Below are 20,484 nucleotides of genomic sequence, written 5' to 3' on the forward strand. Positions count from 1 at the left end.
AGCATATGAACCCGGCGCAATCAGGCGGTTCCTGCTTGGCGTGTGGGGGCTGCCGCGTCTATCCTCCCCGCTGAACGGCAGTATTCGGCATCCGGTTCACGGTGCAATGGGCGGAGATGGCATGGCTACAATTGCGCTCGTCGATGACGACGAGAACATCATAACTTCGGTTTCGATCTTTCTCGAGGGTGAGGGATATAATGTCCGAACCTATAATGACGGTGCGTCTGCGCTCGTCGCGCTGACCGAGGATCCGCCGGATCTCGGGATTTTCGACGTCAAGATGCCGCGTATGGACGGGCTCGAATTATTGCGGCGCCTGCGGCAATCCTCGAACCTTCCCGTGATCTTCCTGACCTCGAAGGATGACGAGTTCGACGAGGCGCTTGGCCTCAATCTCGGCGCTGATGACTACATCGCCAAACCCTTCTCCCAGCGCCTGCTGGGCGAGCGGGTCAAGGCGGTCCTGCGCCGTGCCCGGCTGGCATCGGAGCCTTTGACCCTTACAGGGGGAGAGCCCGGCGATGCCAAACCGCTGGACCGCGGCAAGCTCCTCCTCGATTCGAATCGCCACGCCTGTTCCTGGGTGGGTGAGCCGGTTCGTCTGACGGTGACGGAATTCCTGATTTTGCAGGCGCTGGCCACGCGCCCCGGTTATGTGAAGAGCCGCGATAATCTGATGGACGCGGCCTATGACGACCAGGTTTACGTCGATGACCGGACAATCGACAGCCATATCAAGCGCATCCGGAAGAAGTTCCGGGAGGTGGATCAAGAATTTGATTCCATCGAGACCCTCTACGGCGTGGGTTACCGGTACAAGGAAGATTGACGTAGCCGACATGCGCGAGACTGTCAGACGCACCCGCGCCTTCCTTCGTGGCCTCGCGCCGCGGGCGTCGTCGCGTCTGGCACAGCTCATCCTGATGGCCAATTTTGTCGCCCTGGGTGTGCTGGTGGTTGGCATGCTGGCGCTGACCGAGACGCGTCGCGGCCTCGTCAATGCCAAGCTGGATTCCCTGCGGAGCCAGGGCGAATTGATCGCCAATGTGCTGGCCGAAGGGGCGTCGGACGGAATACCGGCCCCGGCCTTGCGCAATCATGATGCCCGCGCGCTATTGCGCCAGCTCTATGTTCCGGCGGAGGCGCGTGTGCTGGTCTTTGACAAGGGTGCAAGCCTGGTCGCCGACAGCCATCTCCTCGCCGATGTCTTTGAAACCTCAGAATTGCCACCGGCCGGCGCCGATCCCGCCGGTGAGGGTGAGACGAGTGACGCCCTGCCAGTGCGCCTGCTCGACGGGTTCGCGGACATCCTGCGTTCGCCTGAGGAGCGCGCAGCCCTGAATCGTGATCTTCGAGATGAAGTACGCCAGGCGATTTCCGGCGGCATTGTTGCGGGCGTCCGGCGCGAGGTCGATGGCCGGCGTGTGGTCTCGGTCTCCATTCCCATCCAGCATGTCCGGGCCGTCGTCGGTGTCGTGACAATTGAATCCTATGATCTCGACCGGCTGATTGACGCCGACCGGCAGGCCTTGCTGCCCTTCATTCTGATCGCGGCCCTGGTAACGGCGATGTCGTCGCTGGCGTTGACCGTTTTCATTGCGCGGCCGATCCGGCGCCTGGCGCGGGCGGCGCATGAGGCGCGGCGTGCCGGCGGGCGGCGGGTCAAAATGCCGGACCTTGGTGCGCGTAATGACGAGATTGGCGAACTCGGTGTCGCGCTGGCGGAGATGACCGATGCGCTCTATGACCGTCTCGATGCGATCGAGAGCTTTGCCGCCGACGTTGCCCATGAACTCAAAAACCCGCTGACTTCGATTCGCTCCGCAGCTGAAACCCTGCCGAAGGCGAAGGATGATGTTCGACGTGGCCGCTTGCTGGCTGTCATTACCGCCGATGTCGCGCGTCTGGACCGGTTGATCACGGATATCTCCCGCGCCTCCCGTGTCGATGCGGAGCTGGCGCGCGAGGACGTCGGGCCATTTGATCTGGGCGGCCTGCTGGCCAGCCTCGCCGAGGCCTATAGCGAAGCATCGTCAAGCCAGACGCCGGTGGTGTTTGAGAGCCAGGTTCGCAATAGCCGGGTGCTGGGGCGTGAAGGGCCGCTGGGGCAGGTATTCCGCAATCTGATTGATAATGCCATCACCTTCAGCCCGCCGGGCGGAAAGGTTTATGTCACCGCCATCCGCGGTCAACGAGAGCCGCGCGAAACCATGCTCATCACGGTCGATGATGACGGCCCCGGAATTCCCGAAGAAAATCTCGAAGCGGTGTTTGATCGCTTCTATACCCAACGCCCGACCGGCGCAGCCTTCGGGACGCATTCGGGCCTGGGACTGGCGATCTCACGCCAGATTATCAAGGCGCATGGCGGCCGTATCACTGCCAGCAACAGGTGTGATGTGACGGGGGCGTGCCTGGGGGCCCGTTTCACCGTCGAGCTGCCGGCGGCACCTGCTCACTGACAATCAAGCTGCTTGTGTTGCAAAAAGGCGCTTCCCCGCGGGGCCAAGCCGCGATTAGATGCTTCGCATGATAGGAGTTGTCGTCGTTAGTCATGGCCGTCTGGCCGATGAATTCGTCGCCGCCACAGAGCATGTGGTCGGGCCGATGGATGCGTTTCTTGCTGTCTGCATTGGGCCCGACGACGATATGGAAAAGCGCCGGGCTGATATCCGGCAGGCAATCGCCGATGCCGACCGTGGTGAGGGCGTGCTGGTTTTGACCGACATGTTTGGCGGCACGCCATCCAATCTGGCGATCTCATTGCTTGAAACGGGCAAGGTTGAGGTCATTGCTGGCGTCAATCTGCCGATGTTGATTAAGCTGGCCGAAGCCCGGTCGCGCGCCGATCTCGATAGCCTGGCCCGGATGGGCGAGGACGCTGGCAAACGCTATATCGCGATCGCGTCCAATGTTCTCGAAGGTTCCGGCAAGTGAGTCGGTCTCAACGGCGCGTAACCATCTGCAATAATCGCGGCTTGCATGCCCGCGCTGCTGCGAAATTCGTCGAGATGGCGCAGAGCTATGACGCGGTCATTCACGTCTCGCGCGATGGCGAGACCGTGAATGCCGACTCAATCATGGAATTGTTGATGCTGGCGGCCGGAAAAGGGTCGGAAATCGGCATTGAGGCCACGGGCGTCCAGGCTTCGGAAGTAGCCGATGCGCTGGCGGAACTGGTCGAAGCCGGGTTTCACGAGGAAGACTGAACCCCGGGCTGCCGCCACCTGCCCGTCAGTCTGATTTCTCACTTTCGACGTCGATTTCAGGGGCGCCGGGCGCAAAATCACCATTGGCAGATTCCATCATCGGATCATGATCGTCGTCGATCATGGGGTCCTCGATTGCTGGAGTCGCGACGGAATTTTCGGATCCAGCCTCTAACGGGACCTCGGCTTGCGGTGCGGTGGCCGCCAATTCTGGAGCCGGGATGGCTTCGCTCTCCAGTCCGCCAGGGATCGCGGCGGCGATCGCCGGGATCCCGGCGCTGGTCGCAGGGGCTTCAATGGGCGCTTCGACCGCTTCGATTTCTGGCTCGGCGGGTTCGGCAATGGCAGCGACGCTGCCGGTTCCGGCTGCTGCCACAGGCATTGGCGGCGGTGCGACCACGGGCATTGTACGGTCTTCATCCAGTGCTGCAGCGGTTGCTGCGGTGTTGGTGCCGGCGCGCTCGGTATCGCTGATCGCCGCAGCAGCGGCGACGGCCTCCAGGCTTGGCAGGTCTTCATCGTCGGCGTTGGTGTCTGGCGCCGGTGCGGCTTCAGAGTTTGGCGCAGCCTCGGCCATGATCACAGGGGCTGGCGACGCTTCATCATCGGCAGCTGTGGCGGCTTCCGTGTTGTCGGTACTGGATGTCTCTGCCTCTGCGGCCGCAGTCTCGGTCGCTTCAGGTTCGGAGGCTTCCGCGGCCGCTACGTCCGGCTCAGCGCTTTCTGGCCCAGCGCTTTCCGGCCCAGCGATTTCTGGCTCGGCGCTCTGTAGTTCAGAGGTTTCATCGTCTTCGCTTCCGGCGGCGACTTCCCCATTGGCGGCGCTCTGGGCGGGCTCGGCGGCGATGCTCGTCTCGGTGGTGATGTCCTCATCGGGCGCCGCGGCGGATGCGTCGCTGGTCTCATCGCCTTGCGCGACGGCTGAAGCGGCGGCGATTGCGGTCGCGGCGACGGCGGCTGCCAGTGGCTCCGGCGCTGCCGGCTCGGCGCGGGCCGGTTCGAGGGTGCGGACCCCTTCTTCAGGCGGATGACGCAAAACATATTCCGCCAGGCGTTCGACCCGGGCGTTGAAACGACCACCATCACGGATGCGGTTGATGAAGCCGCCGGTAATAAAGAGGAGCACGGCGCCGCCAGTCATCAACAGGGTTGCGTCCGGGCTGCCGAGGATCGCGCCGGATACAACGCAGAGCAAGGCCAATGCTGGCACGTAGAGCAGGCGCCAGGAGCGCGCGAAGAACGCGACCAGGGAAAGCGCCGCGACGGCGATGGCGAGACTCCATTCGGTGAGCTGCTCCATCGGTACGAAGCCCAGCGCAGCAACCGCATCGAACAATCCCGACGCCAGCGCTGTTTCCATCCGCCAGCTCGCCAGCCCGGGCATCTGGGCGCCGAGCAAGGCGAAGATATCAATCGACGGCACGCCGGCCATCATCGCGCCATTCAATTCGGTCAGGAAGCTGTGCAGTGCCGGCCATGCCGCCGCGATGGCCGTCAGGGCGAGCGCGAGAACAGACAGCCACCAGTTCAGCGTCCGTGTGACCCCGGAGCGCCCCAGAATTGTCGTCGCATCGGGGGCGGCACGCATCCAGACATTTCGGGAATGATTGATGATCGCGACAGGCCGCGAGCGCCGGTTCGGTCCTGACTGCACGCGAAGAACGGTCGCTGTATCGCCCGCAGCGAGGGCGCTTGTGCGCTCGTCCAGCCTGACATCGTGAACGACGCCATCGCCGTCAGTGACACGGCCAGTGCCAGCGTCGGAACTGGAAACCTCACCGGACACGGTGATAAAATCGATCCGGCGTGAACCAAAGGACTGCCCGGCATGAGCGGTTGGCAATTGCGACATAACTCAACGCACCTTGTAAAACACTTGGCGGACAGGGCTTTGTGCCAATCCGGGCCAATCAGCGGTAATTTCTGATTAATCTTACAAGTTCGGTGCCGGAAATAGAACCTGTCTTGTGATGAAGTTTATATAAGCCGTGATCCGGGCCGGGTCCGTCGTCTGGCAAAGCGGCGGGCAGGCCGCTGCGCGTGGTAATTGCGCCCGCGAGGGTGCGCGCTAGCTTGGCGCTCATGATGCGCTGTTTCCTGGCTCTGTTTTGCCTCTCCCTCACCGCCTGTTCCTCCCTGCCCGGAGGACTGGCGCCGCTATCGGCTCAGCGCGGCGTCTTCCGGCCCGTTGATACCTATCCAACACCGCCCAATGTCGACCTCATGATCGGCCCGACGGATTGCCGTGGGTCGACCCTGGCAGCGCTCGAGGCGCCGACCCCTGCCTATCCCGGCGGGCCCTATTCGCGTGGCCGTCAGGGCTGGGTCGTGGTTCGTTTCCATGTCTATTCCGACGGCAGTGTTCATCGGGCCCGGGTGGCGCGAGCCGTGCCCGACGGGCCATTCAACCGCGCCGCGACACGCGCCGTCTCGAACTGGCGTTTCCGGCCACTCGACGGGGTTGAAGTGCTGGAAAACTGCGTCGTGATGTTCGAATTCCGTGCTGGCGAAGTCCAGATTCGCTGATCAATACCGGTACTCGCCGAGGCGCGCTTTCCCCCGGTATTTTGAGTTTGTGCACGGATAATGTTCGCGATTTCGCGTGGATCAAATAAGTTATTAAGAGTTTTGCGGTGGCAGGCATCGCCGCCGAGTCCCCGCATCGTTATCATACTGATTCGTGCGGACCTCGAGATACGGGGGTGAGATCCGCCACAGGGCGAAATTGATGACCGGACAGACCTTCCAGATCGTGACCCTGATCGTCACACTCGGCGCCGTGGCGTTTGCCTTCGCAACAGGGATGTGGGCCTACCGGCTGACGGCGGGCGCGCGTGCTGCACAGACATTATGGCGCCGTCGCACCTCCGACCTGGAAGACAAGATTGCCCGCGCTGACAGCGTATTCGGGGCCCATCCGGGCCTGGTGCTGGTCTGGGATGAGCCACCTTTCGACGAGTCCGACACAGGCTGGGGCCATCCGCGCATTTTTGGCTCGCCGGTGGCGCTGGCATCACTTCTGCGCTTTGCCGAAGCCAGTGACGGGCCTGATCCGGCCAGCACACTGATGGAAGGTCTCGCCGATTATGAAGCGCGCTCAGCCGGCGGTGGCGAGACCACATTGCGGCTTCGCTTCCAGGAGCTGATGCAGCAGGGCAGTCCTTTCTCCCTGACCATTTTGGGCCCGGGCGGGCGTTTTCTGGAAGTCGATGGCCGTGCGGCAGGGACGCAACTGGTCGTCTGGCTTTCGGATTCCACGATCCGTGGCCTGGAGGAATCCGGCGCGCGTGGCCGGGTTGAGGAGGCGCAACGTCTCGTCAGCAAGGATCCGATGGCCTTCCTCGACATGCTCGGCCGTGCCCCTTTCCCGGCCTGGCGCATGAATGCGACCGGCCGGCTGGAATGGGCCAATCAGGCCTATGTGAACGCAGTCGATGCCGAGACGATTGACGAGGTTCTTCAAAAACAGACCACGCTCGATGCGGCGATGGCCGAACAGGCCGGCAAGGCGACCGCGAAGGCCGATGTTGTCGGCGATACACGCGTGATTGTTGTCGGCGGCCGGCGGCGGGCAATGCAATTCCTTGTTTTCCCGGTTTCTGGAGGCGCAGCCGGCTTTGCGCTCGACGTCACCGAAGGCGAGGATGCGAAGAGTGACCTGTCGCGGTTCCGGCGCGCTCATGATGAAACCCTGAACCATATGGCCGAAGCCGTGGTCGTGTTCGATCGTTCAAAACGGACATCCTTCCACAACACGGCTTTTTCGAAATTGTTCAAGCTCGACGAAGCGTGGCTCAATGACCGTCCCGGGCACGGTCAATTGCTGGACCGTATGCGCGAAAAGCGCCTGCTCCCGGAACAGGCTGATTTCGCGGAGTGGAAGGCCAATGAGCTGGCTCGCTACGAGCTCGCCCCGGGCGATGAAACGCCGGACGAGCTGTGGCCGGTTCCAGATGGGCGTACCTTGCGCGTCGCCCGCCAGCGTCACCCGCTCGGTGGCCTGATGTTGATTTTCGAGGACAAGACCGACGAGTTGGCCTTGCGGGCCCGCTACAACACCTTGATCAATGTCCAGCGTGCAACGCTCGACAAATTGCATGAGGCCGTCGCTGTGTTTGGCGCCAATGGGCGTTTGCAGCTCAACAATAATGCCTTCGAGCAATTATGGGGTTTCGATGCTGATGAGCTCGACGGGCAGCCCGACTTCGAGACTGTCGCCGAGACCTGTGCGGCCCTGTTTGCTGACGACCGGGTGTGGAATGAGATCCGCGGCCGGGTCACGGACCCAAGCCCGCAGGCGCGCAAACAGGTCACGGGTGAAATGCATCGCTCGGATGATCGTGTGCTGACCTATCTGACCCGGCCCCTGCCCGATGGCGCGACCCTGATCTGTTGGGATGACGTCACTGACAGCCGCCGGATCGAAGAGGCTCTGCGTGAGCGCGCCGAGGCGCTGGAAACCTCCGAGCGCATCAAGACCGAATTCGTCGAGCATGTGAGCTATCAATTGCGTACGCCTCTGACGACGATTGGCGGCTATGCCGATCTGCTGGCCCAGGGCTTTGCCGGCGAGCTGACTGACCGCCAGAAAGAACCAATGGCGGCGATCCAGTCGGCCTCGTCCCACCTGGCCAAGCTGATCGATGATATTCTTGATGTGGCCGCGATTGACGCCGGCCAGCTCGAGCTCGATCTCGGTGATGTCAATCTTGAGGACGTGGTCCGCGAAGCGGCCGAACTGGTCGCGGCCCGCGCTGATCATAATTCAGTCAAGCTGGATGTCCGCATCGAGGGCGATATCGGCCTGCTGCGCGCAGACCGCAACCGGCTCAAACAGGTGGCGATGAACCTTTTGTCCAATGCGCTGCGCCATGTGCAACCCGGCGGCGGCATTACGATTGGTGCCCGCCGGGAAAGCGATCAGCTCACCCTGTGGGTCAATGATAATGGCGAGGGGATCGCACCGGACAAGCAGGCCACTGTGTTCGATCGCTTCGCCCGCGGCGAGCGTGGCGGTGCCGGTCTGGGTCTGGCGCTGGTGAAGGATATCGCCCTGCTGCATGGCGGCTGGGTCGAGCTGAAATCAGAACCCGGCAAGGGCACGCTGGTCGCCTGCCATCTGCCGGCCGAGGCCCGTAGCCGGGCAACACCCAACGAGCTCGACCTCACCGGCGTCGCAAATGAGGACGACCGGGTGAGCTCGCAGAACTAGCGCGGCGGCCCGATCGGGCCGCCAACCGGTTAGCCCTGGTGTTTCGGCATCCGGACGATCAGCCCGTCCAGTTCTTCAGTGACCTTGATCTGGCAGGACAGGCGCGAGGTTTCGGTGACGCCGTCGGCGAAGTCGAGCATGGAGTCTTCCATCGCTTCGCGTGAACCGGTTTTGTCGAACCAGGCCTGGTCGACAAAGACATGGCAGGTGGCGCAGGCACAGGCCCCGCCGCAATCGGCATCAATGCCGGGAACCATGTTGCGGACCGCGCCCTCCATGACGGTCAACCCAGTGGCGACCTCAATGCTGTGCTCGGTTCCGTTGTGCTCGATATAGGTAATCTTGGCCATGCGACGCTCCGGTTCTATGGGTTGGAAATGAACAGCGTTCACTGCGATGTCAAGATTCAGCTTCACCGCTTGCCGTCGCTGCCGCGCTTCGTTAAGCGCGAGGCATGAGCCATTCGCGCCACCTCCCGCTGACTGATCTCGCCGATACTACGGCGCTGGGCGATCGTCTCGCCGGCTTGCTGGTGGCGGGCGATATCGTCTGTCTGTCTGGCGATCTCGGGGCCGGAAAGACGACCCTGGCGCGCCAGGTGATCGCCAATATGTGCGGCGTCGACGATGCCCCGAGCCCGACCTACACCATTGTCCAGGTCTATGAGACCGGCGCTTCCGTCGCGCTCTGGCATGTTGATCTCTACCGCATCGAAGAGCCGGGCGAACTGGAACAGCTCGGGCTGGATGACGCCTTCGATGATGCCATCACACTGATTGAATGGCCGGAACGGCTTGAAGACAGCCTCCCCGGCGACCGGCTGGAAATTTCCATAGCCATCACCGGCGCGGGCGTGGACACTGTCCGGGAAGCCCGGATAACAGGGTTTGGAAGCTGGGAGAGCCGCGTTGATGAATTCTGACCGCGCCACTGCGCGCGCAGCCTTTCTTGACCGGGCCGGATGGGCCGGCGCCGAGATTGCGCCGCTGCCCGGCGATGCCTCCACTCGACAATATTTTCGCCTGTCCAGGCAGGGAGAGCCGGCAATGCTGATGGATGCACCGGCGCGCGCTGAAGCGCCGACCTGTCCGCAAGGCGCCACGCCGGAGCAGCGCGCCGCATTGGGATATAACGCCCAGGCCCGGCTGGCCGGTTCCAATCCGACGGCCTTCGCCGGGCTGGCGAGCGCGCTGGTCGAACGCGGCTTTTCCGCCCCGCGCATCCTGGCCAGCGACCCCGACCAGGGATTTCTCCTGCTCGAGGACCTGGGCGATGCACTCTATGCCCGCCTCTTGCCTGGCCAGATGCATGAAGGCCGTTTGTATTCCGAAGCGGTCGACGCGCTGGCCGCGATCTACCGCGCGTCCTTCTCCGACCGGGTCACACTGGACGGCCAGGAATGGCCACTTCTGCCTTATGACGCTGTCGCTTTGGCGGCCGAAGCCGATCTTTTCCTCGACTGGTTCGCTGCACAACATGCCGGCCTGACGATCAGCGAGAGCGCCCGCGCGGATTGGGGGCAGATCTGGGAACAGGCTTTCCGGCGGCTGGACAGCTGCGCGCCGGGCCTCGTGCTGCGTGATTTCCATGCCGAGAACCTGATCCACCTGCCCGAGCGCGAAGGCCATGCCCGCGTTGGCCTGCTCGATTTCCAGGATGCCCTGATCGGCCATCCCGCCTATGATCTCGTCTCGCTGATCGAAGATGCGCGCCGCAGTGTTGATCACAATCTGGCGATCCCCCTGAAGGCCCGCTTCGTCGAGAAGGCCGGGATTGAGGATGCGGCTGGCTTTGACGCGGCCTATGCGGTGCTCGGTGCGCAGCGCAATGCGAAAATTCTCGGTATTTTCGTGCGCCTCGCAAAGCGCGACGGCAAGCAGCGCTATCTCGACCTGTTGCCACGCGTTGCCCGCCATTATGTGTCCAACCTGCAGCACCCGGCCCTGATGCCCTTGCTGATGTGGACCAAGACGCATGCGCCGTCAGTCTTTGCGGAAGCCCACAAATGACGCGGATCTCGACGGGTATGGCGCTGGCCGCCGGGTTGGGAACGAGGATGCGGCCGCTCACCAATGACCGGCCCAAGGCACTGGTCGAAGTTGGCGGCAAGGTCTTGCTCGATTGGGCGCTGGAACGGTTCGAGGCAGCGGGTGTGCAGCGGACCATCATCAATGTGCACCATTTTGCGGATGCGATGGAGGCTCATATCCAGGCCCACCCGCGCAATGAAAGCCTGACAATCTCCGACGAGCGCGATTGCGTGCTGGAAACCGGCGGCGGTGTCGTCAAGGCGTTGCCGTTGCTGGGTGATGATCCGGTCTTCATCTCCAATATCGACGCCATCTGGGTAGATGGGCCGGAGCCCGAGCTCGACCGGATGCGCGACGTCTGGGATGCGGAGCGGATGGATGTCCTGCTCTTGCTGGCGCCGATGCAGGCCGTGCTCGGTTTCGACGGAGCGGGCGACTTCTTCCTCGGCGATGACGGCCGCGTTGCCTGGCGCGGCGAGGCGGCGACGGCGCCGTTCGCCTATGCTGGCGTCCAGATCATGAAGCCATCAATCATGGCGGGCCGGAGTGAGGCGCGCTTCTCGATGACCGAAATCTGGCGCGATCTGGTGCCCCGGGGCCGCGTCTTCGGTCTGCCCATGCAAAGTTTCTGGATGCATGTCGGTGACCCGCAAGCGGTCGCCGCGGCCGAGGCGCGTCTGGCGAGGTGAGCGAGAGCCTGTTCGATACGCCGGCTCCGCGCCTCTTCACCCTGCCGCCCCAGGCCGACTTCCTGCGATCCATCGCCCGCCGCCTGCGGCTTGAATTCAATGTCGAGACCCATCCCGACGCCTTGACCCGTGTCCTGATCCTGACCCCGACCCGGCGCGCCGCCAAGGCTCTGGGAGACGCCTTCGCGGAGGAGGCGGGCAATGGGGTTGCCCTGCTGCCGATGATCCGTCCGCTCGGTGATATTGATGTCGACGACCCTCCGTTTGAACCGGGCGAACTGGCCGGCATCGCGCCGCCAGCCGTGTCCGCATCGCGCCGCCGCTTCGAGCTGGCGCGTCTGATCCTGGCCAAGGAAGCGGCACTGGGACGCGAGATCGGGATTGGCGGAGCGCTGGCTCTGGCTGAGCCGCTCGGTGCCCTGCTCGATGATCTGGCGACCGAGGATGTGACGGATTTGTCCGTCCTCGATGAGGCGCTGCAGGAGCATTTGCCGGCCGACCGCCGTGAAGCGGTCGAATTCCTCAATATCGTCGGCACGATATGGCCGATGCGGCTGAAAGAACTCGGCCTGGTCGATAGTGCGTCGCGGCGCTCGATCGTGTTGGGTGCCTTGGTTGAGCGCTGGGATCGACAAGCGCCATCGCATCCGGTTCTGGTTGTCGGGTCGACCGGTTCAATTCCGGCGGCGCGCGATGTGATGCGCTGCGTCGCGCAATTGCCTCAGGGCGCGGTGGTCCTGCCCGGTTTCGACTGGGACGCCGATGACAAGGCCTGGGAGCATATTGACGATTCCCACCCGCAATGGGCGATGCAGGCGTTCGTCAATGATTTCGGGATTCATCGCAAACAGGTCCGGCAATGGCCAGGCTCGGCGGAAGAGGCACCCGCGCGGGCCCGTCGCCGTGTCATCGCCGAATCCCTGCGCCCGGCGAAGGCCACCGATGACTGGCTCGATCGCGTCGAGCAGCTCAAACAGCAATATGGCGACGACTACTTCGCCCGCGGCCTGGATGGCCTCTCCCTGATCGAGGCGCCTGATCTTCTGGCCGAAGCGCGCATCTGCGCACTCCTGCTGCGCGAAACCCTCGATACGCCGGGCAAGACCGCCATTCTGGTGACGCCGGATCGCGGCCTGGCCCGGCGCGTCGCGGCCGAGATGGACCGGTTCGGTGTCCGGCTCGATGATTCCGGCGGCGCAGCGCTGTCGGAGACCCATGCCGGGGCCTTCCTCTTGCGCCTGCTCGATGTTGCCGAGGATCCGGGCAGTGTCGTGGCCCTGTCGGCGCTTTGGGGGTCACCCTTGTTTGCCGCCGGGCTCGAGCGCGGCCTGGTGCATGGCGTGCTCGGCAAGTTCGAGGCGGAAGCCTTGCGCGGTGTCAGGCCGGGGCGTGATCTGGCTGCGGTGCGTGCGCGCCTGGATGGAAAATATGTCGATCTGTTCGATGATGACCGCGCGGCGATTGAAACCATCCTGACTCAGATGCAGGCCGCGATGGCGCCGCTCGAGCCGGACGAGGCGCTACCTGCAGCCGTCTGGGCCGAACGCCATGCCCGCGCCGCCGAGGCGCTGGCCTCGAGCGCCGGGCGTGAGGGGGCGGTCCGGCTCTGGGCCGGCGAGGGCGGCGATGCGGCGGCTGGTGTGCTGCGCGAATTACTCGGTGAGACCGAAAGCCTGCCACCGATGCGTCTGTTTGAATATGCCGGCGCGTTTCGCGAGTTGGTACGCGCGCGCCGCGTGCCACCGCGTCTGGGCGTGCACCCACGTCTGCAAGTGCTCGGCCCGCTCGAAGCGCGCCTGATTGGCGCCGACCGGATTGTGCTGGCGGGCCTGAATGAGGGTGTCTGGCCTGCCGGGCTGGGAGTGGACCCCTGGCTCTCTGCGGGCATGCGCAGGGTTCTTGAACTGGGCGCACCGGAACGCCGCCATGGTCTCGCCGCGCATGATTTCGCCCAGCTCGCCTGCGGCGCCGAAGTCTTTCTGACCCGTGCCACCAAGGCTGATGGCGCGCCGACGGTGGCCTCGCGCTGGGTCTGGCGGCTCAAGACGCTGGTTGAGGGCGCGATGGGCCGTGATGCGGCTGCCAGGGCGCTGGAGCCGGCCGAGCCCTATGCCGCCATTGCCCGTGACCTCAACGCGCCCGGCCTCGGTCCGAAGCCAGCGCCCAAGCCGGAGCCGAGGCCGCCCGTTAGCGCACGGCCGCGAGGTCTGTCGATTACCGAGATCCGCACCTGGGTGCGCGACCCGTATTCCATTTATGCCCGTCGGATTCTCGGCATCAACCGGCTCGACCCGGCGGATATGCCCATCGGGCCGCGCGAGCGGGGCACGGCCTTGCACGACGCGTTGCAGGAAGCCTTCGAGAACTGGCTGGAGGTGTTGCCCGAAGATGCCGAGGCGCAATTGGTCGAGGTCTCGCGCCGGCATCTGGTCAAGGCCGGGTTTGCGCCGGAGGAAATGGTCGTCGAAGTGCCGCGCTTTGCGCGCGCTGCGCGCTGGCTGGTGGGCTGGGAGCGCGCCCGCCGCGCCGAAGGCATCACAATCGCCAAGCTGGAAATCAAGGGTGAGCTGACGCTCGATGTGCCGGGCGGCAACTGGGTGTTGAATGGCCGCTCTGACCGTTTCGACCGGCACGGCGATGGCCGTATCGACATCATTGACTACAAGACCGGGGGCGCCGCCGCGCCGAAGGAAGTGGCCTCCGGTTTCGATCCGCAATTGCCGCTGACAGCCGCGATGGCGCGCGAGATTGGCGCGTTCAAGGATTTCTCCGGCGAACCGGCCGGGCTTTACTATGTGCGCCTGCCTGGCAACGCCAAGGGCGGTGAAGAAACCCGGATCGACGAGGCCGGGCCGGCCAAATCGCCCACGCCGACCGCTGCCGAAATGGCGGACCAGGCGATCGCTGACCTGCGTGAATGGATCAACCGTTTCGACAATGAGGCAGAGCCCTATCTCTCTCAGCCTCGCGCGAAATACGTCAATGATTATGGTGATTACGATCATCTCGCGCGGCGCGGTGAATGGGCCAGTGCGCCCGGTGGCAGCGATGAGGGCGGCGAGACATGAGCGAGCCCGGTTTCGATCCCGACATCATCAAGCGGGCCACCGCCGAGCAGGACCTTGCTGCGGATCCGGTAGCAAGTGTCTTCGTCGAGGCCAATGCCGGCTCGGGCAAGACCCGTGTGCTGGTCAATCGCGTCATCAATATCCTGCTGAACGGCACCCAGCCTGATCAGATTCTTTGTGTGACCTATACCAAGGCCGCCGCTGCGGAGATGAAGGAGCGCCTGTTTGACCGGCTCGGTCACTGGTCGGTCATGCCGGACGCCAGGCTCGGCGATGAGCTGGAAAAGCTTGGGCAGAAACGGCGCGACGCGGATTTCCTCGCTTCGGCCCGCAAACTCTTCGCCATGGCGTTGGAAACACCGGGCGGCTTGAAGATCCAGACGATCCACGCCTTCTGCGAAAACCTGCTACGGCGCTTCCCGCTCGAGGCCGGCGCCCCGCCGGGGTTCAAGACACTGGATGATGCCGAAGCGGCGAAAGTGGTCGAGACCGCCAGACGGTGCACGCTGCAAGGGCTGGACCGAGAGACGGTAGACACCCTGTTGCAGGCCGGCGGCCCCGATGCGCTGGGCAATATCCTGCGCTGGGTGCGTTTCAATCGCCACAAGCTGCGCGATGCGTTGGAGGGAGCCGGTGATGCACAAGCGTTGACCGGCCAGATGTATGCGCTGTTTGACCTGCCACCCGGCACGGTGTCGGCAGCGGTGAAAGCCGAGGCCTGGGGCGCCGCACCGCATGCGCATCTCGCTGAAGCGGTGATCGCGCTGCGCCATTATGGCGGCTCGACCGATCAGACCCGGGCTGCGGCTCTCGACGCGGCGCTCAATGCCGCCTCGCCGGACCTGGCCTTTGATGCCTGTCTGCCGGCCTGGTTCATCAGCAATGGCGAGGGCAGCCAGGCCAAAACGCTGATTACCAAGACGTGCGCCAAGGCGGCGCCGAGCCTGCCCGGCCTGTTTGAAGCCGAGGCCGAGCGCATGGAATTGGCCCGCGACCGGGTCCGCACCGCCCAGGTCGCCGAGGCGAGCGCTGCGGCGCTGCAGGTCGCGACCCTGTTCCTCGACGCCTATGATGCGGAAATGCTGCGGCAAAGAGCGCTCGATTTCGAGGATCTCATCGTGCTGTCCGGCCAGCTTTTGAGCGACGCCAACCCCTTTTCCGGCTGGGTCGGCTACAAGCTCGATGGCCGCCTGGCGCATGCCCTCGTCGATGAGGCCCAGGACACCGCGCCGCGGCAATGGGACATGATCGCATCGCTGACAGCGGAATTCTTCGCCGGCAAGGGCTCCGCTGAAGCGGGGCGTACCCTGTTCGTGGTCGGCGATGAGAAACAGTCGATTTATTCCTTCCAGGGCGCCGAGCCGGCCCGTTTCATTGCCGAGGGCGATGCGCTGGGAGAGCGGGCCGACGCGGCCGGGTTGAAATTCACCCGACCGGGGCTCGATGTCAGCTTTCGCTCGGCGCCGGAAATCCTGCAGGCTGTCGACCAGGCCTTCGCGCCGATTGCCGCCAGTGCGCCGGAAACCAAGTTTGTGAATGCCGATCCGGCGCGGCCCTTCGCCTTCTATCATAATCACAAGGCGGCTCGTTCCGGCACGCCGGGCTGTGTCGAGTTCTGGCCCTCCGTGCCCAAGCCTGAAGTGGTTGAGGAGAGCTCGATCTTCGATCCGGTCGATGCACCGGGTCGCGGTTCGGCGCGCGATATTCTGGCCCAGACACTGGCTGCAGAGATCCGCGCGATGATCGATCGGGGGGATGCGGTCTGGCAGGAGACGGGTGGCCGTTTCGAGCAGCGCCCGGTTCAGCCCAGGGATATTGCCATCCTCGTCTGGCGCCGAACGGGTGGCTTCTTCGAAGAAGTGATCCGCCAGCTCAAGCTTGCCCAGGTACCTGTTGCCGGTGCCGACCGGATGGTGCTGCGGGAACAGACCGTGGTGAAGGATCTTCTGGCGCTGGGGCGATTGGCGATCACGCCCGGTGATGATCTGGCGCTGGCCGAATTGCTCAAATCGCCCTTCTTCGATCCGGTCGCCAGTACGACGCCGCCGCTTGATGATGCGGCGCTGTTCGATCTCGCAGAGAGCCGTCGCAACAGCCATCGCGGGGCGCTTTGGAATGCACTCTTCACCTCGACCGATCCGCGTTTTGCCGAAGCCAGAGTCGCGCTAACCGACTGGCGCAACAAGGCTGATAGCGAGGGGCTGTACGATGTTTATTGCAGCTTCCTCAATGCACGCACGCCGACCGGGGAGAGCCGCTGGGCCCGGGTCCTGGCGCGGCTGGGTGAGGAGGCGCGCGATCCGGCTGAGGTCTTCCTGGGGCGTGCGCTCGAGCAGGAGCGTGAGCATGGCGGTGCGATGGCGAGCTTTATTGCTTCGCTGCAAGGCGAAGAGACCCAGCTCAAGCGCGAAATGAGCACGGACCGGGATGAGGTCCAGGTCATGACGGTTCACGCCTCCAAGGGGCTTGAGAGGCCTGTCATTATCCTGCCGGATACCACGCGTTCGCCTGCTACTGGCAAAGGGGAACCTATCTTCAGTCATGCTGCAGCCGGTCTGATCTGGTCACAACGCAAGGCCGGGGACCCGCCGCTCGTTGCTGAAATGCGCGAAACCGATGCCGCAAGGGCCCAGGCCGAACATGGGCGCCTGCTTTACGTCGCGCTGACGCGGGCACGTGACCGGTTGATTGTCTGCGGCTGGCGCCAGGGCCGGGGTGCCGGGAGCGTGGCCAAGGACAGTTGGTATACGCAATTGGCGGCGCAATGGTCCGGGGATGACTGGGTGGAATTTGAGACCCCGCTCTCGGCACGGGTCGAGGGGATTGGTGCAGGCCTGAGACTGGGCGCTGTGCCGGTCGCGCTGGGTGCGCATGATCGCGCCGCTGCGGCGCGTGTGACCCTCCCCGATTGGGCGACTGAGCCGGCGAGTGCCGAGGCCGGTGCCCTGCGTGCGATTGCGCCTTCGCGTCTTCTCGACGATGGGGAGATGGCGGAGGCGGTGGTTTCGCCACTGCTCGATCCGGGCGGCCAGCGCTTCCGGCGCGGTGAGGTCATCCACAAATTGCTCGAAACCCTGCCCGATCTTGACCCGGCCCGCCGGCGCGAGGCGGCACTGCGCTTTGTCGCGGCCCAGCCTGATCTCGATGATACGAACCGGTCGATCATCGTCGAGGAAACGCTGGGCATTCTCGATCACCCCGATTTCGCCGCCCTGTTCGGCCCGGGCAGCCGCGCCGAAGTGGCCCTGACCGGCACCGCGCCGGGACTGCCGCCGGGCACGACAGTGCGCGGACAGGTCGACCGGCTGGTGGTGACGGATCACGAAGTCCTGATCGTCGACTACAAGACCAATCGTCCGCCGCCGGTTGATGTCGGCGGGGTCGCGCGGGTCTATCTTGGCCAGATGGCCGCCTACCGTGCCCTGCTGCGCAGCCTGCATCCCGGCAAGACGGTGCGGTGCGCCCTGCTGTGGACGGATGCGGCACGCCTGATGGAAATCCCCGCTGAGTTGCTGGACGGTGTCCTGTCAGGTGCAAACTCTTGACGATCGACCCGGCGCTGCTTACCTCACGCCTCATGTAATGGGTCCGGACCAACCGGACCCGTCCCGAACAAAGGAGTAGCCCATGGCGACGAAAGCGGTCAGCGATGATTCCTTCGAGTCTGATGTCCTCAATGCGGATCGTCCCGTGCTTGTCGATTTCTGGGCCGAATGGTGCGGCCCGTGCAAGCAGATTGCACCCGCACTTGAAGAGTTGGCCGAGGAAATGGCCGGTGAACTCACGGTCGCCAAGGTGAATATCGACGATCACCCGTTGACGCCTGGCAAGTATGGCGTGCGCGGCATCCCGACCCTGATGATTTTCAAGGGCGGCCAGGTGGCCTCGACCAAGATTGGTGCGATGGCGAAGGGCAAGATCACTGAATGGGTTCGCGAAACCCTCTCGGCCTGATCAAGCTCCAGACGGCCAGTCAGAATTGAGAAACGGGTCCCTTTCGGGGCCCGTTTTTCTTGGTGCGTCAGCCCGGCGTCTGGTGTGGTGCGGCACCGCCCAGGGCCAAGGCTTCGCCCGCCAGATAGAGAGAGCCCCCAATCAGGATGCGCGGTGCGGGGACTTCCCTGGCGGCATTCTTGACCGCAGTCAGAAGGCTTGTGGCGGTTTCCGCCTTGAGGCCGGCAGCATTGGAGGCGGCAGCAACGGCTTCGCCTGTTTGCGACCCGCCGCGCCCGGAGCTGAATTCGACCGCGATCAGCCGCCGTGCCAGACCGGCAAATTGCGAGCACCAGCCCTGGACGTCCTTATTGGGCGAAAAGCCCGCGATGATGACCAGTGGGCGGTCTTCGCGCTCATCCATATCGGCCAGGGCGTGGGACAGGGCAGCGGCGGCGGCGGGATTATGGCCGCCATCGAGCCAGAGCTCGGCATTATGGCTGCGGGCAATTTCGCCGAGCGGGCCGCGCGTGATGTTCTGCAGACGGGCCGGCCAGGTGGCGTGGGCGATGCCGTCGGCGACACATTTCTCCGGCCATTGCAGCACAGCGGCGCAGGCGGCGGCGGCTCCGGCATTGTCGATCTGGTGCGGGCCGATCAGGCCCGGACTGGGCAGGTCCCAGACCCGGCTTTCATCTTCATAGGTCAGGCGGCCATGTTGTTGATAGGCCCGGAAATCCTGACCCCAGACATAGGCCAGTGCGCCAACCCGTCCCGCTTCCTGGAGCAGGGCGGCTTCGGCCTCGGGGCTCTGGCGCCCGATAATGGTCGGGACACCGAATTTGCAGATGCCCGCCTTCTCGCGTGCGATCGTCTCGATGTCATGGCCGAGGAATTCCTGGTGATCGAGCCCGATTGCGGTGATGACGCACAGGACGGGTTTGGCGATCACATTGGTCGCATCGAAGCGGCCACCGAGCCCGACCTCGAGGATGAGCAGATCGGCCGGGTGTTCGCTGAACAGCAGGAAGGCGGCAGCGGTAGTGATCTCGAAAAATGTGATCGGTTCGCCGAAATTGGCCGCCTCACAGCGCGCAAACGCCTCGATCAGGGCCTGGTCGCCGACGGGCTGGCTGTCGATCTGGATGCGTTCGTTGAAATCGACCAGGTGCGGCGAGGTGTAGACATGCACTGTCTGGCCGTTGGCACGGGCCATATGCGCCAGATAGGCGCAGGTCGAACCTTTGCCGTTGGTGCCCGCAACATGGATGGTCGGCGGCAGCTGGTCCTGGGGGTTTCCCAGCGCTGTCAGAAGGCGCTGAAGCCGCCCCAGCGACAGGTCGATCTTTCTCGGGTGAAGCCGTGCCAGCCGCGTCAGCGCGTCGTCAATGTCCTGGCGTCGGGTGCTCATGCGATCCTCCGGCCGCCGCCACATGGTCAGGTGAAGGCGGTGCCAGGCGGCCGGGAGTGGACCCGCTTGGACGTTTCATCAGCACGCGCAGCATGCGGGCCAGCGTTGCCGGGATTTCATGACGATGAACGACCTGGTCGATCATGCCTTTTTCCAGCAGGTATTCGGCACGCTGGAAGCCCTCCGGGAGTTTCTCGCGGATGGTCTGTTCAATCACGCGCGGGCCGGCAAAACCGATCAATGCGCCCGGTTCGGCAATCTGGACATCGCCCAGCATGGCATAGGAGGCGGTGACCCCGCCCGTGGTCGGGTCGGTCAGCACGACGATATAGGGCAGGCTCGCATCGCGCATCATCTCGACGGCGATTGTGGTGCGCGGCATCTGCATCAGCGACAGGGCGCCTTCCTGCATGCGCGCACCGCCAGCGGCGGTGAAGACGATCAGCGGTGCCCGTTTGGCAATTGCGGTTTCGGCGGCCTTGATGAAGCTCTCGCCAGCGGCCATGCCGAGCGAACCGCCCATGAAGGCGAAATTCTGCACAAGAACCACGGATTCGACGCCGCCAATACGGCCGACGGCAATCGCCATGGCATCGTCGCGCCCGGTCTTCTTGCGCGCGGCCGCGATCTTGGAGACATAGGTCTTCTCGTCGCGGAATTTCAAAGGGTCCTTCGGGACTTCCGGTGTGTCGAGTTCCTCGAACGCGTCATCGAAGGTGAACTGGAAGCGCCAGGCGGGCCCGATCCGCATGTGATGGCCCGCAGGCGTGACGAATTGGCCGGCCTCCAGATCCTTCTGGAACACCATCTCGCCCGAGATCGGACATTTGACCCAGAGATTGTCGGGCGTGTCCCGCTTGGAGAAGATTTTCGACATCCCCGGAGGGGTGATCTTGGAAAGCCAGTTCATCTCTGAATCCCGATCTCTC

General features: G+C 64.1%; 16 protein-coding genes. 12 read left to right on the plus strand and 4 right to left on the minus strand.

From position 1 onward, the window contains the following. Nucleotides 1–121: 121 nt before the first annotated feature. The 4 genes from ACN0YJ_RS01725 to ACN0YJ_RS01740 all read left to right on the plus strand — a co-directional run bounded on the left by ACN0YJ_RS01725 (nt 122) and on the right by ACN0YJ_RS01740 (nt 3,212). Nucleotides 122–832, plus strand: a complete 711-nt coding sequence (locus ACN0YJ_RS01725) for a response regulator transcription factor (protein WP_091770084.1) — start codon at nt 122–124, stop codon at nt 830–832. A 10-nt stretch (nt 833–842) separates the two neighbouring features. Further along, nucleotides 843–2,465 (plus strand): stimulus-sensing domain-containing protein, encoded by a 1,623-nt coding sequence (locus ACN0YJ_RS01730; RefSeq protein ID WP_417476727.1) that lies wholly within the window; start codon nt 843–845, stop codon nt 2,463–2,465. Nucleotides 2,466–2,532: 67 nt separating this feature from the next. Next, the gene (locus ACN0YJ_RS01735) at nt 2,533–2,940 is read left to right on the plus strand and encodes a PTS sugar transporter subunit IIA (protein ID WP_417476758.1); all 408 of its coding nucleotides are present in this window, start codon (nt 2,533–2,535) and stop codon (nt 2,938–2,940) included. After that, nucleotides 2,937–3,212, plus strand: a complete 276-nt coding sequence (locus ACN0YJ_RS01740) for an HPr family phosphocarrier protein (RefSeq protein WP_417476728.1) — start codon at nt 2,937–2,939, stop codon at nt 3,210–3,212. The genes ACN0YJ_RS01735 and ACN0YJ_RS01740 overlap by 4 nt, the downstream gene beginning before the upstream one ends. A gap of 25 nt (nt 3,213–3,237) precedes the next feature. On the opposite strand, the gene ACN0YJ_RS01745 is transcribed toward ACN0YJ_RS01740, so the two are convergent. Further along, nucleotides 3,238–5,064, minus strand: a complete 1,827-nt coding sequence (locus ACN0YJ_RS01745) for a hypothetical protein (RefSeq protein WP_417495154.1) — start codon at nt 5,062–5,064, stop codon at nt 3,238–3,240. 230 nt (nt 5,065–5,294) lie between these two features. On the opposite strand from ACN0YJ_RS01745, the gene ACN0YJ_RS01750 reads away from it, so the two are divergent. Then, nucleotides 5,295–5,738 (plus strand): energy transducer TonB, encoded by a 444-nt coding sequence (locus ACN0YJ_RS01750; RefSeq protein WP_417476730.1) that lies wholly within the window; start codon nt 5,295–5,297, stop codon nt 5,736–5,738. A 202-nt stretch (nt 5,739–5,940) separates the two neighbouring features. Further along, nucleotides 5,941–8,424, plus strand: coding sequence for an ATP-binding protein (locus ACN0YJ_RS01755; protein ID WP_417476731.1), 2,484 nt, complete (start codon nt 5,941–5,943; stop codon nt 8,422–8,424). A 29-nt stretch (nt 8,425–8,453) separates the two neighbouring features. Here the strand turns inward: ACN0YJ_RS01755 and ACN0YJ_RS01760 are convergent, their stop codons facing one another. Continuing rightward, nucleotides 8,454–8,774 (minus strand): 2Fe-2S iron-sulfur cluster-binding protein, encoded by a 321-nt coding sequence (locus tag ACN0YJ_RS01760; RefSeq protein ID WP_091770000.1) that lies wholly within the window; start codon nt 8,772–8,774, stop codon nt 8,454–8,456. A gap of 104 nt (nt 8,775–8,878) precedes the next feature. Here ACN0YJ_RS01760 and tsaE point away from each other — a divergent pair, with 104 nt between their 5' ends. The 6 genes from tsaE to trxA all read left to right on the plus strand — a co-directional run bounded on the left by tsaE (nt 8,879) and on the right by trxA (nt 18,165). After that, nucleotides 8,879–9,346 carry a tRNA (adenosine(37)-N6)-threonylcarbamoyltransferase complex ATPase subunit type 1 TsaE gene (gene tsaE / locus ACN0YJ_RS01765; protein ID WP_417489190.1) on the plus strand — a complete coding sequence of 156 codons (468 nt, stop codon included), beginning with the start codon at nt 8,879–8,881 and terminating at the stop codon, nt 9,344–9,346. Next, nucleotides 9,336–10,433, plus strand: a complete 1,098-nt coding sequence (locus tag ACN0YJ_RS01770) for an aminoglycoside phosphotransferase family protein (protein WP_417495155.1) — start codon at nt 9,336–9,338, stop codon at nt 10,431–10,433. The genes tsaE and ACN0YJ_RS01770 overlap by 11 nt, the downstream gene beginning before the upstream one ends. Next, nucleotides 10,430–11,143 carry a nucleotidyltransferase family protein gene (locus tag ACN0YJ_RS01775; RefSeq protein ID WP_417495156.1) on the plus strand — a complete coding sequence of 238 codons (714 nt, stop codon included), beginning with the start codon at nt 10,430–10,432 and terminating at the stop codon, nt 11,141–11,143. The genes ACN0YJ_RS01770 and ACN0YJ_RS01775 overlap by 4 nt, the downstream gene beginning before the upstream one ends. Then, the gene (addB, locus tag ACN0YJ_RS01780; protein ID WP_417495157.1) at nt 11,140–14,211 is read left to right on the plus strand and encodes a double-strand break repair protein AddB; all 3,072 of its coding nucleotides are present in this window, start codon (nt 11,140–11,142) and stop codon (nt 14,209–14,211) included. The genes ACN0YJ_RS01775 and addB overlap by 4 nt, the downstream gene beginning before the upstream one ends. Further along, on the plus strand, nt 14,208–17,756 hold the full coding sequence (addA, locus tag ACN0YJ_RS01785; RefSeq protein WP_417495158.1) for a double-strand break repair helicase AddA: 3,549 nt from the start codon (nt 14,208–14,210) through the stop codon (nt 17,754–17,756). The genes addB and addA overlap by 4 nt, the downstream gene beginning before the upstream one ends. A gap of 82 nt (nt 17,757–17,838) precedes the next feature. Beyond that, nucleotides 17,839–18,165 (plus strand): thioredoxin TrxA, encoded by a 327-nt coding sequence (gene trxA, locus ACN0YJ_RS01790; RefSeq protein ID WP_091769990.1) that lies wholly within the window; start codon nt 17,839–17,841, stop codon nt 18,163–18,165. A 67-nt stretch (nt 18,166–18,232) separates the two neighbouring features. On the opposite strand, the gene ACN0YJ_RS01795 is transcribed toward trxA, so the two are convergent. Then, a complete protein-coding gene (locus ACN0YJ_RS01795) occupies nt 18,233–19,555 on the minus strand; it encodes a bifunctional folylpolyglutamate synthase/dihydrofolate synthase (protein ID WP_417476738.1) in 1,323 nt (440 codons plus the stop codon). Further along, complete coding sequence (gene accD, locus ACN0YJ_RS01800) at nt 19,530–20,465, minus strand: acetyl-CoA carboxylase, carboxyltransferase subunit beta (RefSeq protein ID WP_417476739.1); 936 nt, start codon at nt 20,463–20,465, stop codon at nt 19,530–19,532. The genes ACN0YJ_RS01795 and accD overlap by 26 nt, the downstream gene beginning before the upstream one ends. Nucleotides 20,466–20,484 lie beyond the last annotated feature (19 nt).

It is taken from the genome of Maricaulis sp. (assembly GCF_048270095.1).
Lineage (GTDB): Bacteria > Pseudomonadota > Alphaproteobacteria > Caulobacterales > Maricaulaceae > Maricaulis.

What these genes read in the sequence shown, in the direction of transcription:
- ACN0YJ_RS01725 (WP_091770084.1), top strand. Translation starts at nt 122, where the DNA reads ATGGCTACAATTGCGCTCGTCGATGACGACGAGAACATCATAACTTCG.
- ACN0YJ_RS01730 (WP_417476727.1), top strand. Translation starts at nt 843, where the DNA reads ATGCGCGAGACTGTCAGACGCACCCGCGCCTTCCTTCGTGGCCTCGCG.
- ACN0YJ_RS01735 (WP_417476758.1), top strand. Translation starts at nt 2,533, where the DNA reads ATGATAGGAGTTGTCGTCGTTAGTCATGGCCGTCTGGCCGATGAATTC.
- ACN0YJ_RS01745 (WP_417495154.1), bottom strand. Translation starts at nt 5,064, where the DNA reads ATGTCGCAATTGCCAACCGCTCATGCCGGGCAGTCCTTTGGTTCACGC.
- ACN0YJ_RS01750 (WP_417476730.1), top strand. Translation starts at nt 5,295, where the DNA reads ATGATGCGCTGTTTCCTGGCTCTGTTTTGCCTCTCCCTCACCGCCTGT.
- ACN0YJ_RS01755 (WP_417476731.1), top strand. Translation starts at nt 5,941, where the DNA reads ATGACCGGACAGACCTTCCAGATCGTGACCCTGATCGTCACACTCGGC.
- ACN0YJ_RS01760 (WP_091770000.1), bottom strand. Translation starts at nt 8,774, where the DNA reads ATGGCCAAGATTACCTATATCGAGCACAACGGAACCGAGCACAGCATT.
- tsaE (WP_417489190.1), top strand. Translation starts at nt 8,879, where the DNA reads ATGAGCCATTCGCGCCACCTCCCGCTGACTGATCTCGCCGATACTACG.
- ACN0YJ_RS01770 (WP_417495155.1), top strand. Translation starts at nt 9,336, where the DNA reads ATGAATTCTGACCGCGCCACTGCGCGCGCAGCCTTTCTTGACCGGGCC.
- ACN0YJ_RS01775 (WP_417495156.1), top strand. Translation starts at nt 10,430, where the DNA reads ATGACGCGGATCTCGACGGGTATGGCGCTGGCCGCCGGGTTGGGAACG.
- addA (WP_417495158.1), top strand. Translation starts at nt 14,208, where the DNA reads ATGAGCGAGCCCGGTTTCGATCCCGACATCATCAAGCGGGCCACCGCC.
- trxA (WP_091769990.1), top strand. Translation starts at nt 17,839, where the DNA reads ATGGCGACGAAAGCGGTCAGCGATGATTCCTTCGAGTCTGATGTCCTC.
- ACN0YJ_RS01795 (WP_417476738.1), bottom strand. Translation starts at nt 19,555, where the DNA reads ATGAGCACCCGACGCCAGGACATTGACGACGCGCTGACGCGGCTGGCA.
- accD (WP_417476739.1), bottom strand. Translation starts at nt 20,465, where the DNA reads ATGAACTGGCTTTCCAAGATCACCCCTCCGGGGATGTCGAAAATCTTC.